The organism is Novosphingobium flavum (genome assembly GCF_014230315.1).
Taxonomy (GTDB): Bacteria; Pseudomonadota; Alphaproteobacteria; order Sphingomonadales; family Sphingomonadaceae; genus Novosphingobium; species Novosphingobium flavum.
In genome coordinates, this window is sequence record NZ_JACLAW010000004.1 from 95,166 (window position 1) to 111,383 (window position 16,218).

Annotated in this window: 13 protein-coding genes; 7 read left to right on the top strand and 6 right to left on the bottom strand. The window is 68.5% G+C overall.

The genetic code is table 11. The features are described 5' to 3' along the window. Nucleotides 1-314: 314 nt before the first annotated feature. Nucleotides 315-1,061: an energy transducer TonB gene (locus tag H7F51_RS06320; protein ID WP_246447909.1), complete on the bottom strand. Its 747-nt coding sequence runs from the start codon at nucleotides 1,059-1,061 to the stop codon at nucleotides 315-317. A gap of 100 nt (nucleotides 1,062-1,161) precedes the next feature. Between H7F51_RS06320 and H7F51_RS06325 the strand changes: the two genes are divergently transcribed. Together H7F51_RS06325 and gltX are read left to right on the top strand one after the other, a co-directional pair. Continuing rightward, nucleotides 1,162-2,817, top strand: a complete 1,656-nt coding sequence (locus tag H7F51_RS06325) for an NAD+ synthase (RefSeq protein WP_185663393.1) — start codon at nucleotides 1,162-1,164, stop codon at nucleotides 2,815-2,817. Between the two features lie 47 nt (nucleotides 2,818-2,864). Further along, nucleotides 2,865-4,193 carry a glutamate--tRNA ligase gene (gene gltX / locus H7F51_RS06330; RefSeq protein WP_185663394.1) on the top strand — a complete coding sequence of 443 codons (1,329 nt, stop codon included), beginning with the start codon at nucleotides 2,865-2,867 and terminating at the stop codon, nucleotides 4,191-4,193. Nucleotides 4,194-4,357: 164 nt separating this feature from the next. Here the strand turns inward: gltX and H7F51_RS06335 are convergent, their stop codons facing one another. Then, on the bottom strand, nucleotides 4,358-5,029 hold the full coding sequence (locus H7F51_RS06335; RefSeq protein ID WP_185663395.1) for a histidine phosphatase family protein: 672 nt from the start codon (nucleotides 5,027-5,029) through the stop codon (nucleotides 4,358-4,360). A 118-nt stretch (nucleotides 5,030-5,147) separates the two neighbouring features. On the opposite strand from H7F51_RS06335, the gene adh reads away from it, so the two are divergent. From adh to H7F51_RS06355, 4 genes are all read left to right on the top strand, one after another. Further along, a complete protein-coding gene (gene adh / locus H7F51_RS06340) occupies nucleotides 5,148-6,668 on the top strand; it encodes an aldehyde dehydrogenase (RefSeq protein WP_185663396.1) in 1,521 nt (506 codons plus the stop codon). A gap of 118 nt (nucleotides 6,669-6,786) precedes the next feature. Beyond that, a complete protein-coding gene (locus H7F51_RS06345; RefSeq protein ID WP_185663397.1) occupies nucleotides 6,787-7,209 on the top strand; it encodes a DUF779 domain-containing protein in 423 nt (140 codons plus the stop codon). Between the two features lie 115 nt (nucleotides 7,210-7,324). Then, nucleotides 7,325-8,476, top strand: a complete 1,152-nt coding sequence (locus H7F51_RS06350; protein ID WP_185663398.1) for an FIST N-terminal domain-containing protein — start codon at nucleotides 7,325-7,327, stop codon at nucleotides 8,474-8,476. Next, nucleotides 8,476-10,698: a hybrid sensor histidine kinase/response regulator gene (locus H7F51_RS06355; RefSeq protein WP_185663399.1), complete on the top strand. Its 2,223-nt coding sequence runs from the start codon at nucleotides 8,476-8,478 to the stop codon at nucleotides 10,696-10,698. Before H7F51_RS06350 ends, H7F51_RS06355 begins: the two co-directional genes overlap by 1 nt. Nucleotides 10,699-10,888: 190 nt before the next feature. Here H7F51_RS06355 and H7F51_RS06360 read toward each other — a convergent pair whose 3' ends face one another. From H7F51_RS06360 to pedF, 4 genes are all read right to left on the bottom strand, one after another. Further along, nucleotides 10,889-11,536 carry a response regulator transcription factor gene (locus H7F51_RS06360; protein WP_246447913.1) on the bottom strand — a complete coding sequence of 216 codons (648 nt, stop codon included), beginning with the start codon at nucleotides 11,534-11,536 and terminating at the stop codon, nucleotides 10,889-10,891. Nucleotides 11,537-11,647: 111 nt separating this feature from the next. Beyond that, the gene (locus H7F51_RS06365; protein ID WP_185663401.1) at nucleotides 11,648-13,390 is read right to left on the bottom strand and encodes a methanol/ethanol family PQQ-dependent dehydrogenase; all 1,743 of its coding nucleotides are present in this window, start codon (nucleotides 13,388-13,390) and stop codon (nucleotides 11,648-11,650) included. A 263-nt stretch (nucleotides 13,391-13,653) separates the two neighbouring features. Then, nucleotides 13,654-14,550 (bottom strand): substrate-binding periplasmic protein, encoded by an 897-nt coding sequence (locus tag H7F51_RS06370; RefSeq protein ID WP_185663402.1) that lies wholly within the window; start codon nucleotides 14,548-14,550, stop codon nucleotides 13,654-13,656. A gap of 4 nt (nucleotides 14,551-14,554) precedes the next feature. Beyond that, nucleotides 14,555-14,998: a cytochrome c-550 PedF gene (gene pedF / locus H7F51_RS06375; RefSeq protein ID WP_185663403.1), complete on the bottom strand. Its 444-nt coding sequence runs from the start codon at nucleotides 14,996-14,998 to the stop codon at nucleotides 14,555-14,557. A 151-nt stretch (nucleotides 14,999-15,149) separates the two neighbouring features. Between pedF and H7F51_RS06380 the strand changes: the two genes are divergently transcribed. Beyond that, complete coding sequence (locus H7F51_RS06380; protein ID WP_185663573.1) at nucleotides 15,150-16,154, top strand: PQQ-dependent catabolism-associated beta-propeller protein; 1,005 nt, start codon at nucleotides 15,150-15,152, stop codon at nucleotides 16,152-16,154. Nucleotides 16,155-16,218: the final 64 nt, after the last annotated feature.

Below are 16,218 nucleotides of genomic sequence, written 5' to 3' on the forward strand. Positions count from 1 at the left end.
GCCTGAACGCGAAGGCCCCGCCGGAGCGATCCGGCGGGGCTTTTGGTTTTTGGGCCCCGTCGGACTACGCCCAGCTATGAAAATCGAGGAAGATGAAAAGGGATTCTGGGGCCATTGCCCCAGGCCCCTTGCCGTCTTCCGGCGCATGGGGCGGTGCGTGGGGCGACCTTCCGCGCTGCACTGCCGCCGGGAGACGTTTTGGGGTGTAGGGGCAATGGCACCTGCATAAGACTTTGTCTTCTTGCGAAATTATTCCGCTTTGCGGGGCCTGCCGCCTGAAGTCGGAATAACCTAAAGCGACCTTCAGGTTGCCGTCACTCCCCTTCTGGCGAGTGCACCCAGACGTGTTCCTCGGCGACGGTGGAACTGACCGCCTTGCCGGCGCGGTCGCGGGCCGGGCGGAAGCGGAAGCGTTGCTCGATCAGGCGGCAGGCGGTGGCGTCGAGCGCGGGAAAGCCGCTGGATTCGTCGATCCGGCAGTTGCTGGCTGTGCCATCGGGGTTGACGGTGTAGCGCACGGCGACCGCGGCTTCCTGGCCGGAGGCAACGAGGCCCTGGGGGAGGTCGCCATAGGAGAGGTTGCCCCGGATCTGGCGCGGGCCGGTGACGGCGCCGCCATTACCGTTGCCGCCGCTTCCGCCGCCGCCCGTGCCATTGCCGATCCCGCCCGCGCCGGTGCCGGGACCGGCGAGGTCGGAGGCGCCGGTCTGGGCCGCATTGCCCAGGTTGGGTAGCGGGGCGGCAACGATCGGGGGCGGGGTTACGAGCGGGGGCTGGACCGGCGGGGTGAAGACGGGGGTGGCTTTGTTGCGCAGATTGCGCGGGGCGGGGCTGCCGGTGGGCGCGCTTTCGGGCGTGGGACGGGGCGGGGGCTGCTTGGGCGGGGGCGGGGGTACCGGTGCTTTCGGGGCGACGAAGTCGACCGCCGTCAGGGCCGGGGCGAGGGCCTGCTGCCAGCGGGGGGCGAGGCCGGCGGCGAGGGCGAGCACCATGCCGCCAACCAGCGCGGCCGCGGCGAGGGCGGCAGTGGCGCGCTGGCGGGGAGGCGGCGGGGCGTACATCGGTGCCTGTATAACGCAGGAACCTTAACCTGAGGTCCGGGAGGGGCCAAGGCGGGGAACAGTGATTGCCCGCGTGGCGATCCGGCTCTAGGCAGGGGCCATGGTCGATACGCTCAGGATCACGCTCGCCCAGGTCAACCAGTCTGTCGGCGATATTGTCGGCAATGCCCGGTCCATGCTCGCGGCGCGCGACAAGGCCAAGGGCTCGGACCTGATCGTCTTTCCCGAACTCCACCTGATCGGTTATCCGCCCGAGGACCTGATCCTCAAGCCCGCGCTGATCGAGCGGGCGGCGGCGGAGCTGGAGCGGCTGGCCGAGGCAACGGCGGCGGACGGGCCGGCCATGCTGGTCGGCTCCGTTTTCGTGCAGGACGGGGCGCTGCACAATGGCGTGGCCCTGCTGGACCAGGGGCGCGTGGCGGCGATCCGCTTCAAGCACGAGCTGCCCAATTACGGCACTTTCGACGAGGTGCGCCTGTTCCAGCCGGGGCCGCTGCCCGAGCCGATCGTGTTTCGCGGGGTGATGATCGGGGTGCCGATCTGCGAGGATATCTGGCATCCGGACGTGTGCCGGCACCTGGCCGATTTCGGGGCCGAGATCCTGATCTGCCCCAATGGCAGCCCTTACGAGATCGACAAGGATACCCTGCGGATCGACGGCGTGGCCAAGCTGCGCGCGGTCGATACCAAGCTGCCGCTGGCCTATGTCAACCGCGTCGGCGGGCAGGACGAGCTGGTGTTCGACGGGGCGAGCTTCGTGATCAACGGCGACGGGACGCTGGCCGTGCAGCTGTGCGACTGGGAGGAGCGGATCGTCGAGACCCGCTGGACCCGCACGGCGCAGGGCTGGCGCTGCGACCGGGGCGAGGTGGCCAAGCTGGCCGACCATCCCGAGGACATCTATTGCGCCATGGTCATGGCGCTGCGCGACTATGTGAACCGCAACAAGTTTCCCGGCGTGGTGCTGGGCCTGTCGGGCGGGATCGACAGCGCGATCTGCGCGGCGATCGCGGCTGACGCGCTGGGGCCGGACCGGGTCTGGACGGTGATGCTGCCGAGCCGGTTTACCAGCTACGACAGCCTGGCGGACGCGGCCGAATGCGCGCAGTTGATCGGCTGCCGCTACGACACGGTTTCGATCCTCCCCGCGGTCGAGGCCTATACGGGGATGCTGGCCCCGGTGTTCGACGGGCGCGCGCCGGATCTGGCCGAGGAGAACCTGCAATCGCGCATTCGCGGGGTGACGCTGATGGCGCTCTCCAACAAGTTCGGGCCGATGCTGCTGACCACCGGCAACAAGAGCGAGATGAGCGTGGGCTATGCCACGATCTATGGCGACATGGCCGGCGGCTACAACCCGCTGAAAGACGCCTACAAGACCACCGTTTTCGCGATCAGCCGCTGGCGCAACGAGCACAAGCCCAAGATCGGGCTGGGGCGCGAGGGGCCGGTCATGCCGGACACGATTATCACCAAACCGCCGACGGCCGAGCTGCGCGAGAACCAGAAGGATTCGGACTCGCTGCCGCCTTATGACGTGCTCGACGCGATCCTGCTCGGGCTGGTCGAGCACGAGAAGTCGGTCGCTCAGGTGGTGAGCGAAGGGTTCGATCATGCCACGGTGGCGCGGATCGAGCGCCTGCTCCACCTCGCCGAATACAAGCGCCGCCAGGCCCCGCCGGGGGTGAAGCTGGGCAGCCGCAATTTCGGGCGGGATCGGCGCTATCCGATCACGCACGCTTTCCGGAGCGCGTGACGGACGCGGCCTAGCGCTGGCGGGCGCGGCGCGGTAAGGCGCCGCGCATGACCACCGTGACCCGCTTTGCCCCGTCGCCGACCGGCCTGCTGCATGTCGGCAATATCCGCACGGCGCTGCACAACTGGATGCTGGCCCGTAAAGCGGGCGGCCGGTTCCTGCTGCGGATCGACGATACCGATGCGGAGCGCAGCCGGGAAGAATTTGTCGCGGCGATCCGGGCCGATCTGGACTGGCTCGGGCTGGTGCCGGACGGCGAGGAGCGGCAGTCGGCGCGCGGGGCGCTTTATGAGCGCGAGTTCGCGCGGCTGGTGGCAAGCGGGCGGGTCTATCGCTGCTATGAGACGGCGCAGGAGCTTGACCTCAAGCGCAAGGTGCGGCTGGGGCGGGGGCTGCCGCCGGTCTATGACCGGGCGGCGCTGGCGCTGAGCGAGGCGGATCATGCGGCCAAGGCGGCGGCGGGGGAAAAGCCGCACTGGCGCTTCCTGCTTGATCACGGCCAGCCGATCGAATGGGTCGACGGGGTGCGCGGGAGCCAGAAGTTCGATCCGGCGCTGATGAGCGATCCGGTGGTGCGGCGGGCCGATGGTTCGTGGCTCTACATGCTGCCCAGCGTGATCGACGATATCGATATGGGCGTGACGCAGGTTCTGCGGGGCGAGGACCATGTGTCCAACACGGCGGCGCAGGTGCAGATGTTCGAGGCGCTGGGCGCTGAGGTGCCGGCCTTTGCCCATGAGGCGCTGCTGACCGGGGCCGAGGGCAAGCTGTCGAAGCGGCTGGGGTCGCTCGGCATGGCGCAATTGCGCGAGGAGGGGATCGAGCCCGAGGCGCTGGTCGCCCTGCTGGCGCGGCTGGGCACTTCGCTGCCGGTCGAGCCGGTGGCCGACCGGGCGGCGCTGCTGGAGACGTTCGATCTGGCGACTTTCGGGCGGGCCCCGGCGCGGTTCGACGAGGCGGAACTGCACCGGGTCAATGCCGGGATCGTGCATCACCTGCCGTTCGCGCGGGTTTCGCACCTTTTGCCCGAAGGCATGGGCGAGGCGGCGTGGGAGGCGATCCGGCCGAACCTTGCCCATATCGGCGAGGCAGCGGACTGGTGGCTTGTGGTGACCGGGCCGGTTCCCTCGGCCTGGCTGGACGGCGAGGACGCCGCTTTCGTGCGGCGCGCGGGCGAGGTTCTGGCCGGGATTGTCTGGGATGGCGGCGTGTGGAAGGCGCTGACCGGGGCGCTCAAGGATGAGACCGGGCGCAAGGGCAAGGCGTTGTTCCTGCCGCTGCGGCTGGCGCTGACCGGGCGCGAGCATGGGCCGGACATGGCGGCGCTGCTGCCGCTGATCGGCCGGGATGAAGCGCTGGCTCGGCTGGCGGGCTGATTGCCTAGACTGACGAGTGGCCGCTTTCGGGCCGGACCCGCTGCGCAGTGAGAGGCCGGAATGTTGAGGGTGAAGAGGCCGCTCCGAAGCCCACCCCGCTGCGACTAGCTTGGCCTCCGGCCTCTCAAGTCTCGCGTCCCTCCCGCCTGCGGGAGGGGTAAAGTCTAGCGTCCGAGTGTCGCCCAGTCTCCGATGGCGAGGGCGCCGACGAGGGTGAAGCTCTTGCCCTCCGGCTTGATCACGGCGGCATCGCCTTCGCCGAGGCCGCGGCCTTCGGGGCCGAGGGCGGCGGTTACATTGGGGAAATGGGTGATGATCACCACGTCGGCCCCCTTGGGCACTGGCTGCTTGAGCAGGGCGGTGAGCGCGGCCGCCGAGGCTTCGCGGGTTTCGGGCGTGGGGGTGTCGAGGAAGGCCGGGGTTTCGCTGGCGGTGAGGCCGGCGTCGGCCACGACCGCGCGGGCGCGGAAGGTGGGCGAGGCATAGACCTTGCCGAAGCGGATGCCGAGGCGCTTGATCGCCGCGCCGAATTCGCGGGCATCGGCATGGCCCTTGGCATCGAGCTGGCGTTCGAGCGCGGTGTTGCCGGGTTCGGCCGTGGCGGCGGTGGGGCGCTCGTTCGGCGAATTGGTGTGACGCATCAGCAGGACATAGCCGCCCTTCCTGAGCAGGGCGGCCAGTTCCGGCGCGGGGAGCTTGCGCGGGAGCGGCGCGCTGGCCGGGCCCATCATCGGCGCCGGGCTCACCATGGGTGCGGGCTGCTGGGCCGCGAGCGGTCCAGCCGGGAGCAGGGCGAGGAGGGCGGCGGCGGTCATCAGGCGAGACAGGCGGATCATCCGGGCATCCTCTTCGTCTTGTTCCAAGGTCCAATTGGCCGCGTGTGGCGACAGGCGCAAGGTGAGGTCAGACGGCCCGAAGGGGCCGCTTGGGAACCTTACTGGGAGTTACAGGATCATGCTGGAACAGGCCATGAGCAAGTTCTCGGGTGCTTCGCTCATCCGCGACAAGTTCGACAACTTCATTGGCGGCCAATGGGTCGCGCCGGTGCGGGGACAGTATTTCGACAATATCTCGCCGGTGACCGGCCAGCCGGTGTGCCAGGTGGCGCGCGGCACCTCCGAGGACATCGAACTGGCGCTGGACGCGGCCCATGCCGCCAAGGACGGCTGGGCCAAGGCCTCGACCACCGAGCGGTCGAACGTGCTGCTCAAGATCGCCGACCGGATGGAGGCCAACCTCGACCGGCTGGCGCTGGCCGAGACGATCGACAACGGCAAGCCGATCCGCGAGACGACCGCCGCCGACATTCCGCTCGCCATCGACCACTTCCGCTATTTCGCCGCCTGCGTGCGGGCGCAGGAAGGCTCGATCGCCGAGATCGACCATGACACGGTGGCCTATCACTTCCACGAGCCGCTGGGCGTGGTCGGCCAGATCATCCCGTGGAACTTCCCGATCCTGATGGCCGCGTGGAAGCTGGCCCCGGCGCTGGCGGCGGGCAACTGCGTGGTGCTCAAGCCGGCCGAGCAGACCCCGATGTCGATCCTCGTGCTGGCCGAGCTGATCGCCGACCTGCTGCCGCCGGGGGTGCTGAATATCGTCAACGGCTTCGGGATCGAGGCGGGCAAGCCGCTCGCCACCAACAAGCGGATCGCCAAGATCGCCTTCACCGGCGAGACCACGACCGGCCGCCTGATCATGCAATATGCCTCGGAAAACCTCATTCCCTGCACGCTGGAACTGGGCGGCAAGAGCCCCAACATCTTCTTTGCCGACGTGATGGCTGAGGATGACGACTTCCTCGACAAGGCGCTTGAAGGCTTTGCCATGTTTGCGCTCAACCAGGGCGAGGTTTGCACCTGCCCGAGCCGGGCGCTGGTGCACGAATCGATCTATGACGCCTTCATAGAAAAGGCGATTGCCCGGGTCGAGGCGATCAAGCTGGGCAGCCCGCTCGATCCCGCGACGATGATCGGGGCCCAAGCGTCCAACGACCAGCTCGAGAAGATCCTGAGCTATATACAGATCGGCCGCGACGAGGGCGCAAAAGTGCTGACCGGCGGCGAGCGCGCGCGGCACGAGGGCGACATGGCGCAGGGCTACTACGTCCAGCCGACCGTGCTCGAGGGCCACAACAAGATGCGGATCTTCCAGGAGGAAATCTTTGGTCCGGTACTCTCGGTGACCAAGTTCTCTTCCGACGAGGAGGCGCTGGAGATCGCCAACGACACGCTCTACGGCCTTGGTGCCGGGGTGTGGAGCCGCGACGGGACCCGCGCCTATCGCTTCGGCCGCGGCATCCAGGCCGGACGCGTGTGGACGAACTGCTACCACGCCTATCCGGCCCATGCGGCCTTCGGCGGCTACAAGCAGTCCGGCATCGGGCGCGAGACCCACAAGATGATGCTCGACCACTACCAGCAGACCAAGAACCTGCTGGTCAGCTACAGCCCGAAGGCCCTTGGCTTCTTCTGATGCCCCAGCGGGCACAACAGGCTCTCCGTCCGGCGGCGCACCCCAGCAGTAACTCCCCAGCCGCCGGGCTCCTGGAAACGACGGATGACCTTCGGGTCATCCGTCGTCCTTTTGCGTCATGACGAGGGGCCTGCCGGCGCGGGTACTTGCCACGGCGGCGGCCGAGGACTGGATCGGGCGGCTGCGGGAAAGGCACGGGGAGCTGATGTTCCACCAGTCGGGCGGGTGCTGCGACGGTTCGGCGCCGATGTGCTTCGTGGCCGGCGAGTTCCGCCTTGGCGGGCAGGACGTGCTGCTGGGCCGGCTCATCGGCGATACCCCGGTGTGGATCGGGGCGGCACAGTTCGAATATTGGCGCCACACGCAAGTGACCATCGACGTGGTGCCGGGGCGGGGATCGGGAATGAGCCTGGAGGCGCCGGAGGGCGTGCGTTTCATCATCCGCAGCCGGATCTTCACCGACGCGGAATGCGCCGCGCTGGCAGCAGCGGGCGAGCCGGTGCGGGGCGATGCGGCGGAGGCCGAGGCGCAGGGCCGCTGAGGGGCGCGCGGGGCTTGCTGCTTGGCGAAACCCCCGCGACGGCCTAGATAGGAAGGACAGGTTACGGGTTGGGCGAAGCGTCCGGAAGACAGAGACGCCGCTTGGAGAGAAAGCCATGAATTTGCAGGTCCAGGCCGGAGTCCGTCCGCTCGTCACGTGCGCTTCGCGCGCGGCGGAGCCGGCTGCTGCCGTGGCCGAACTGGTCGCGGCCATCGGCGGGGAGGACCTTGCGGGGGCGGTGGTGTTCTGTTCGCATGCCTATCCGCGCGAGGCTTTGGCTCGCGCCCTGACCGAGGCCCTGCCGGGCGTGGCGGTGATCGGCTGCACCAGCGCCGGGGAACTGACGACGCGCGGCTACGACACCGAGTCCATCGTGCTGATCGGCTTTCCGGCCGACAGCTTCTCGATGAGCGTGCTGCGCTTCGACGATCTTGATCGTTTCGATCCCGAGGGGGCGCAGGGCGCGATCCGGCGGCTGGTGGCGGGCGCCCGGCTCGACCATGCCGCTTTCGAGAACCTGCACCAGGTGGCTCTGTTCCTCGTCGACGGGCTGTCTCACCGCGAGGAACTGCTGACCATGACCGCGCAGCACGCGCTGGGCGACATCAAGCTGATCGGCGGGTCGAGCGGCGACGGGCTCTCGTTCAAGGAGACCGGCGTGCTCCACGACGGGCGTTTCCACACCGACGCGGCGGTGGTGGCGCTGCTTACCAGCCGCCGGCCGATGCACGTGTTCTGCGCCAATCACTATCGGCCGGGGCAGGCCAAGATGGTGGTGACGGCGGCCGATGCCGAAACCCGCACGGTCTTTGAGATCAACGCCGCGCCCGCCGCCGAGGAGTACCTGCGCCTGTCGGGCAGCGCCGCGCGGGAACTCGACGCGCATTTCTTCGCCGCTTACCCGCCGATGGTGCGGACCGGGGGGCAAGCCCATGTCCGCTCGATCCAGTCGGCCAACCCGGACGGATCGCTGACCTTCTACTGCGCGATCGATACCGGGGTGGTGCTGTCGATCGGCGAGCCGGTCGACCGGGTGGCGGGAATGCGCACACTGTTTGCCGAAGTGGCCGGCAAGGTCGGCGAGATCGACCACATCATCGGCTTCGACTGCGTGCTCAACCGGCTCGACGCCGAGGACCGCCAGATCGTGCGCGAGGTTTCGGCGCTCTATACCGAGAACCGGGTGCTGGGCTTCAACACCTATGGCGAGCAGTTCTTTGCCGCGCATATGAACCAGACCTTCAGCGGTCTTGCGATCGGCCGGTGATGGAGGGACGTTTGCTCGGGGCCGTGGCGGCGCAGGATGAGGACGAGGTCGCGCGCCTGCGTCAACGCGTGGCCCAGCTCGAGAAGATCAACGCTGTGTTGATCGACCGGGTCGAGCGGTCGACCGACATGCAGGGCGGGGCCTTCTCGATGTTCGAGACCGCCATCTCGCTGGAGGCTGTGGTGCGCGAGCGGACCCGCGCGCTGGAGGATGCGCTCGACCGGCTGGGCGATGCCAATGCCGAGCTGGGCGCGGCCCATGCCGCCGCCACTGCGGCGCGGGTCATGCTGCGCGATGCGATCGAATCGCTTTCAGATGGCTTCGCGCTGTTCGATCCCGATGACCGGCTGGTCCTGTGCAACCGCGCCTTCCTGAAGCTCTTCCCCGAGTTCGAGGCGATCCGCGAGGACGCCCCGGAATTTTCCGAGCTGGCCAGCCGCACGGTCCATTCCGGCACGACGATCGGCTCGCACATCGCGCCCGAGCGCTGGCTGACCGAGCGCATCGCCAAGCACCGCCGGGCCGAGGGCGCGCACGTGCAGGCCATGGCCGACGGGCGCTGGCTGCAGATCAGCGAGCTGCGGACAACGGACGGGGGAATCGTCGGGGTCTATACCGACATTACCTCGGTCAAGGCCGAGGATGCCCGCCAGCGCGCGCTGGAACTGGCCGAGCGCAACGTGGCGTTGCAGGCGACGCTCGATACCCTGTCGGAAGGGGTCTGCCTGTTCGACGCGCGGCGGCGGCTGCAGGGCTGGAACGACGCGGTTCATCACCTGCTGGGTTTCGACGACGAGGTGGCCGGGCCGGGCATCGACACGCACGAGGATCTGGAGCGCTGGTGCCGGGACCATTGCGGGCTTGACCGGGGCGAGGCGCTGGCCTGGCGCGAGGGCGGCGACGAACGGGTGGCGACCGCTTGCCGGATGGGGGCGCGCCATTTCGTGATCCGCACCGTCCCGCTCAACAATGGCGGCATGGTGGTCGCCTTCGAGGACGTGACCGACCACGTGCAGTTCCAGCAGTCCCTGACCGAGACCGCCGAGACGCTGGAGCGGCGGGTGGCCGAGCGCACGGCCGAGCTGGTCGAGGTCAACCGCCAGCTGGTCGAGGCCAAGAACGAGGCCGAGACCGCCAACCGCTCCAAGACCAGCTTCATTGCCGCGGCCAGCCACGACCTGCTTCAGCCGCTCAACGCGGCGCGGCTGTTCGTCTCGGCCATGGGCGGGCACGACCTGCCCGAGCGCGAGGAGAGCCTGGTCCGGCAGGCCTCGACCGCGCTCGATTCGGTCGAGGACCTGCTCGAGACCCTGTTCGAAATTTCGCGGCTTGATGCCGGTGCGGTCCAGCCCGAGGTGGCCGAAGTGGCGCTGGGGCCGATCCTTCACGCGCTCAGGGTCGAGTTCGCGCCGCTCGCCCAGTCCGGCGGGTTGGCCTTCGACGTGGCCGAGACCGGGCTTTGGGTGCGCTCGGACCCGCGCCTGCTGCGGCGGGTGCTGCAGAACTTTGTCTCCAACGCGATCCGCTATACCGAGGCGGGCCGGGTTTCGGTCGAGGTGACGGCCGAGGGCGGGGACATCGCGGTGACCGTGCGCGACACGGGCCCGGGCATCGCCCGGCAGGACCGCGAGGAGATCTTCGAGGAGTTTCGCCGGGTCGGCCGCACCCGGAAGATCCCCGGCAAGGGGCTGGGCCTTGCCATCGTGCGCCGGGTCTCGGCCATGCTCGGTCACGAGATCGGCCTGGAGAGCGCGCCCGGGCAGGGCTCCGCCTTCTCGGTGCGCCTGCCCATGGCCGAACCGATCATGGCCGCGGACGAGCCGGCGGCGGCCTCGGTGCGGGCGGCGGCCGGCGATGGCGGGCTGGTGCTGATCATCGACAACGACCCGGCGATCCTTTCCGGCATGGAAGCGCTGCTCGAGAACTGGGGGCTCGACGTGGTCGTGGCGGGCGGGCCTGACGAGCCGGCGGCGCTTGCGGCGCTGGAGCAGGGGCCGGCCCTGCTCATCGCCGACTATCACCTTGACGACGGAATGACCGGAGACGAGGCCGTGGCCCTGCTGCGGGCGCGGGCCGGGCGCGCGATCCCGGCCATGGTGATCACTGCCGACAGGGGCGAGGAGACCGCGGCCCTGCTGGCCGCCCGGGCGCTGCCGGTGCTGCACAAGCCAGTCAAGCCGGCCAAGCTGCGGGCCCTGCTCAGCCAGATGGATGTGATCTAGGGCGCGGCATCGTCATATTCCTTCGTCATTGCGAGGCGCAAAGCCCCGCGGCAATCCAGGGCGGCGTTCCGCAACGGCCCTGGATTGCCGCGCGACCTGCGGTCGCTCGCAATGACGACGGTTTTAGATTGGGTTCAGGGGTTCTGACCATGCGAGCGATGCCAGCCTTCGCTGGCATGACGAGGGGGCATCAGTCCCTGAAGCCGACCTTGCCGGCCATGATCACGGCCTGGGTGCGCGAGAAGACGTTCATCTTCTGCAGGATGGCGGAGACGTGGGCCTTCACCGTGGTCATCGAGACATCGATCTCGTAGGCGATCTGCTTGTTGAGGCGGCCGGCGACGAGGTGGGAGAGGACGACCCGCTGCTGCGGGGTCAGGCTGTCGATCCGGGCGCGGATCATGTCTTCCTCGGCATTGCCTTCGTCGCCCGGCAGGTCCGGCATGTAGATCTCGCCCGAGAGCACGAGTTGCAGCGCCTCGACGATGGCCGCGCGCTTGAGGGACTTGGGCACGAAGCCGGCGGCGCCGGCCTTGAGCGCATCGCGCACGACGTGGCGATCGGTCACGCCCGAGACCATGACCACCGGGGTGGCGGGGAAACGGTCGCGCAGCTGTTCGAGTCCGGAGAGGTGCGAGACGTCGGGGATGTTGAGGTCGAGCAGGACGAGGTCCACCTCGCCGGCGGCGGCCAGCGTGGCCAGCGCGCTTTCGAGGCTGTCCGCCTCGAGGATCTCGCAGGCGGGGAAGGCATCGTCGAAGATCGAGCGCAGCCCATCGCGCACGAGCGAGTGATCGTCGACGATCAGCACGCGGTCGGGACTGGCGATTTCGTCCATGTTGGCACTCATGACGACCGTTGCACTCATCGCTGGATGTAACCCGGGGAAAGTCGGCGCGCCAGCCTCGTGAGAGCACAGGCCGGCGCGCCAGGTTGCTATTGCCGCCCCTTAGCGGGCCAGCTTGAACACCCAGAGCATGCCGCCCTGGCTGATCTCCTTGAAGGTCTTGGCGACTTCGCCGCCCCACAGCGGAACGGCGCCGCCCCAGCCGCTCATCACCGCGACATATTGCTCGCCGTCCTGTTCCCAGGTGATCGGCGAGCCGACCACGCCCGAGCCGGTCTGGAACTTCCACAGTTCCTGGCCCGTCTTGGCGTCGAAGGCCTTGAGATAGCCTTCGGGCGTGCCGGTGAAGACGAGATTGCCGTGGGTGGTGAGCACGCCGCCCCACAGCGGCGCGGAGTTCTTGTATTCCCACACGATCTTGCCCGTGGCCGGGTCCATCGCGCGCAGGGCGCCGATGTGATCGTCGGCGATCGGCTTGATCGTGAAGCCGGCGCCGAGATAGGCCGCGCCCTTCTTGTAGGCGATCGGCTCGTTCCAGATGTCCATGCCCCAGTCGTTCGAGGGGATGTAGAACAGGCCGGTGTCCTTGGAATAGGCCATCGGCATCCAGTTCTTGCCGCCGAGGAACGAGGGACTGGCGAAGACCACCGAGCCCTTGTCGGCCCCGGCCGGGGCGCCGGGCCGGTTGGCGTCGACGTAGTTGGGCCGGCCGGTCTTGGCGTTGATCCCGTTGGCCCAGGTGGTCTGGGCGACGAACTTGCTGGCGCTGACGAACTTTCCGGTCACCCGGTCGAGCACGTAGAAATAGCCGTTGCGGTCGGCCTTGGCGCCGAGCTTCATCGGCTTGCCGCCGATCGTGGCGTCGAAGGGAATGAACTCGTTCACCCCGTCGAAGTCCCAGCCGTCGTGCGGGGTGGTCTGGTAGTGCCACTTGATCACGCCGCTATCGGCATCGACGGCGATGGTCGAGGAAGTGTAGAGATTGTCGCCAGGGCGCAGATGGCTGTTCCACGGGCCGGGGTTGCCGGTGCCCATGTAGATCAGGTTGGTGGCCGGATCGTAGGTTCCGCCCAGCCAGGTGGCGCCGCCGCCGGTCTTCCACAGGTCGCCCGGCCATGTGGCGTTGGTCTTGCCGGTGATCCCGTTGTCCTTGCCATTGAGGGAGCCCATGTTGCCCTCGATGGTGGGGCGCGACCAGATGAGCTCACCGGTATCGACGTTGTATGCGTTGACCGCGCCGGTGATGCCGAATTCACCGCCCGAATTGCCGTAGATCACCATGTTCTTGACGATCAGCGGGGCCGCCGTGGCCGAATAGCCGGCGGTATAGTCGGCCATCTTCTTGTTCCACACGACCTTGCCAGTCTCACGGTTGAGCGCGATCAGGTGCGCGTCGAGCGTGGCGAAGACGATCTTGTCGCCGTGGATCGCGGCGCCGCGGTTGACCACGTCGCAGCAGGGCATGATCCCGTCGGGCAGGCGGGCGTTGTATTCCCACTTCTTCTCGCCGGTGCGCGCATCGAAGGCGAAGACGCGCGAATAGGAGCCGGTCACGTAGATCATGCCGCCGTAGACGATCGGCTGGGCTTCCTGGCCGCGCTGCTTTTCGCCGCCGAGCGAGGCGGCAAAGGCCGGTACCAGCTTGGCGACATTGGCGGTGTTGACCTTGTCGAGCGAGCTGAAGCGCTGGCCCCAGGGGCCGAGGCCATAGCTGATCACGTCGCCCGGTGTGGCGGCGTCGTTGTCGATGTCCGTGCTGGTCGGTCCGGCCGCTGCGAGCGGGGTGCCGACGAGGCTGGTGGCCGCCGCGAGCGTGCCGATGATCTGTGAGTAACGCCGCTTCATCCTGTCCCTCCATTGTTGGGGTCTGCCGCCGGGGTTGATGCCTGCGGGAAGTTCCCCCCTCTGCCCCGGTCGCTGGGAGGCAGCCTAGACCCGGGGGCGGGGCGGGCAATTGCACCTTGGGATGAGGCGGGGCGGGGAAAATGCTGCGCAGCACGGGTGCGGCGCGGGCACGGGGGTTCGGGGGATATCGGTCGCAGTCGATATCCCCGTCCCCCTGTTGTCACGCCGGCGATCGGGCCCGGTGTGCGGTCAGCCCAAGGCGTTCAGCCCTGCGGCTGGGCCGCCATGGCCGGGCGCCATTCGACCCCGTGACGTGAGAAGATTGCCTTGAGGCGCCCGCTGGCGATCATCGCGTCGATCGCATCCTCGAGCGCGGAGCCGAGGGTGCGCGAGTTTTCCTTGACCGCGAGGCCGATGTCCCAGCCGGGCGAAAGCATCATCGGCAGGGCAGACTTGCGGACCTGGATTCCCGCCCCCGGATGATCGGCAACGGCAGCCTCGATCTGCGCGGTGGTCGCCACGGCGAAGTCGGCGCGGCCCTCGGCCAGTGCGCTCACCGCGCCGTAGCCGGTGGAGAGATGGACGAGATCCCTGGCCAGAACCCCGCCGGCATGGCCGAGCAGGTAGAAATCGGGGATCGAGGCGAGTTCGACCGCGACCGGGCGGCCCTTGAAGCTGGCCGGCATCGCCTCGCAGTTGCCGCCGCGCGAACAGGCGGCGCCGAAGCTTTCGCGGCAATAGGGGGCGAGGAAGAAGACGTTGTCCTCCTGCCGGATGATCGCCCGGTCGAAGGGCACGTGCAGCATGACGTCGCAGGGCTTGAAGCCGAGCAGGCCGCCGCGCCAGACGACGTTGCGCAGGTCGTCGGACAGGTCCTCGCCGGCGGCGAACAGCACGATGTCGGCGCGCAGGCCCAGCGTTTCGGCGAGGGCGCGGGCGAGGTCGGCGTCGATCCCGGCGGGCTGGCCCCCATTGCTGGACGGGTCTTCCCACGACCATGGCCGGTTGTCGGCATAGAGCCCGACGCGCAGCACGCCGAGTTCCTTCACTTTCTCGAGCGGCGCGGCGCCGAGGCGCGCGGGGCCGAACGCGGTGGACAGGCCCAGCGTGCCCGCCGCGGCGGCAAGGCCCTTTAGCAGGGACCGGCGATCCCGGGCCATGGGATCAATCGTCCGTGTGCTTGGTTTCGAGCCAGGCGCGGATCGCCCAGCCCGCCTTCTGGCCGAGGACCTCGCCCATCGGCGGCATGTAGACCTTGCCGTCGCGGCTGGAGCCGTGGCGGAAGCGCTGGATGAACCACTCGTCGCCGGAATCGCCGAGCTCGAGGTAGCGCAGGTCCGGCGCGATGCCGCCCGAGATCGCCTCGATCCCGTGGCAGCGCGCGCAGTTCTGGTTGTAGGCGGATTCACCGATCTTGATTGCCGCGGCATTGCCCTTGTAGGGGTCGCGCTCGATCCAGGCGTCGTTGCCGCCGGTAATGTCGGGCAGGGCCGTGGTGTCGACCGCCTGCGGGGTGACATTGCCATGGGCCTGAAGGTTGCCGGCAAGCGAAAGCATCAGGGTGCTGGCGGCCGCGACCAGCGCCGCTCGGCCAAGGGTGATGGTCATGTCAGGTCATCCTCTGCGACTTTGCGGGGATTCCCGGTCCCCGATTGACTCACTGGATAACGGGCGCGGCGCCCACCAACCAATTGGACCATGGTACAAGACCAAGGTGCCATTTCGCCGCGCGGCGATTGGACATAGTTTCGTGGCCATGATGGAACGAAGCCTGAAAATCGCCGTGCCGCTTGCCACGCTTGTTGCGGGGCTTGCTGCGCTCGCCGCGCCCGCAGCATGGGCACAGGACGGGCCCCCGGCCGCGCGCGCCTATGTCAGCAACGAGCGGTCCTCGACCGTGACCGTGGTCGATCTTTCCAGCGGCAAGGCCGTGGCCGAATGGCCCGTGGGCAAGCGTCCGCGCGGCATCGCCATGACCCGCGACGGCAAGTACCTGCTGATCTGCGCCAGCGCGGACAATGCGGTGGAGGTGCGCGATCCGGCGACCGGGGCGCTCGTCGCCACGCTGCCCTCGGGCGCGGACCCGGAGCAGTTCTACCCCGCGCTGGGCGGCCAGCTGCTGTTTGTCGCCAACGAGGATGACGCGGCGGTAACCGCGATCGACCTCGCCGCGCGGCGGGTGGCGTGGCAGGTCGCGGTCGGCAAGGAGCCGGAAGGCATCGCCGAGAGCCCGGACGGCAAGTGGTTGCTGGTAACCAGCGAGGAGGACAATGCCGTGGCCTGGATCGACCTTGCCGCGCGCAAGGTGATCGAGGAGATGCCGACCGACGCGCGCCCGCGCCATATCGAGTTCGAGCCGTCCGGCGCGCGGGTGTGGATCGCGGCGGAGATGGGCGGGACGGTCCATGTGGTCGATGTCGCAACGCGGGCGGCGGCGCGGACCATCGCGTTTCACCCGCCGGGGGTGGCCTCCTACAAGGTCATGCCCTGCGGCATCCGCTTCACGCCCGATGGCCGGACCGCGCTGGTGGCGCTGGGGCGGGCCAACATGGTCGCCGTGGTCGACGCGGAAAGCGGGACGGTGCGCGGCTATGTGCCGGTGGGCGAGCGGCCGTGGCACCTCGCGGTGCTGCCCGGCGGCACCATGGCGCTGGTCGCCAACGGGGTGAGCGACAACCTTTCGCTGATCGACATCGCGGCGATGAAGGTCACCGCGACGGTCCCCGCCGGCGAGGGGCCGTGGGGCGTCGCCATCAGGAACTGACGTCCGCGTTTTCGCGGCCATTCCACGAAAATTTCCCAAGGCAATTGGTCCAAAGGACAACAAC

Bases quoted from the DNA above. Each gene is read 5' to 3' on its own strand.
- H7F51_RS06320 (WP_246447909.1), bottom strand. From the start codon at position 1,061: ATGTACGCCCCGCCGCCTCCCCGCCAGCGCGCCACTGCCGCCCTCGCC.
- H7F51_RS06325 (WP_185663393.1), top strand. From the start codon at position 1,162: ATGGTCGATACGCTCAGGATCACGCTCGCCCAGGTCAACCAGTCTGTC.
- gltX (WP_185663394.1), top strand. From the start codon at position 2,865: ATGACCACCGTGACCCGCTTTGCCCCGTCGCCGACCGGCCTGCTGCAT.
- H7F51_RS06335 (WP_185663395.1), bottom strand. From the start codon at position 5,029: ATGATCCGCCTGTCTCGCCTGATGACCGCCGCCGCCCTCCTCGCCCTG.
- adh (WP_185663396.1), top strand. From the start codon at position 5,148: ATGCTGGAACAGGCCATGAGCAAGTTCTCGGGTGCTTCGCTCATCCGC.
- H7F51_RS06345 (WP_185663397.1), top strand. From the start codon at position 6,787: ATGACGAGGGGCCTGCCGGCGCGGGTACTTGCCACGGCGGCGGCCGAG.
- H7F51_RS06350 (WP_185663398.1), top strand. From the start codon at position 7,325: ATGAATTTGCAGGTCCAGGCCGGAGTCCGTCCGCTCGTCACGTGCGCT.
- H7F51_RS06355 (WP_185663399.1), top strand. From the start codon at position 8,476: ATGGAGGGACGTTTGCTCGGGGCCGTGGCGGCGCAGGATGAGGACGAG.
- H7F51_RS06360 (WP_246447913.1), bottom strand. From the start codon at position 11,536: ATGGACGAAATCGCCAGTCCCGACCGCGTGCTGATCGTCGACGATCAC.
- H7F51_RS06365 (WP_185663401.1), bottom strand. From the start codon at position 13,390: ATGAAGCGGCGTTACTCACAGATCATCGGCACGCTCGCGGCGGCCACC.
- H7F51_RS06370 (WP_185663402.1), bottom strand. From the start codon at position 14,550: ATGGCCCGGGATCGCCGGTCCCTGCTAAAGGGCCTTGCCGCCGCGGCG.
- pedF (WP_185663403.1), bottom strand. From the start codon at position 14,998: ATGACCATCACCCTTGGCCGAGCGGCGCTGGTCGCGGCCGCCAGCACC.
- H7F51_RS06380 (WP_185663573.1), top strand. From the start codon at position 15,150: ATGGAACGAAGCCTGAAAATCGCCGTGCCGCTTGCCACGCTTGTTGCG.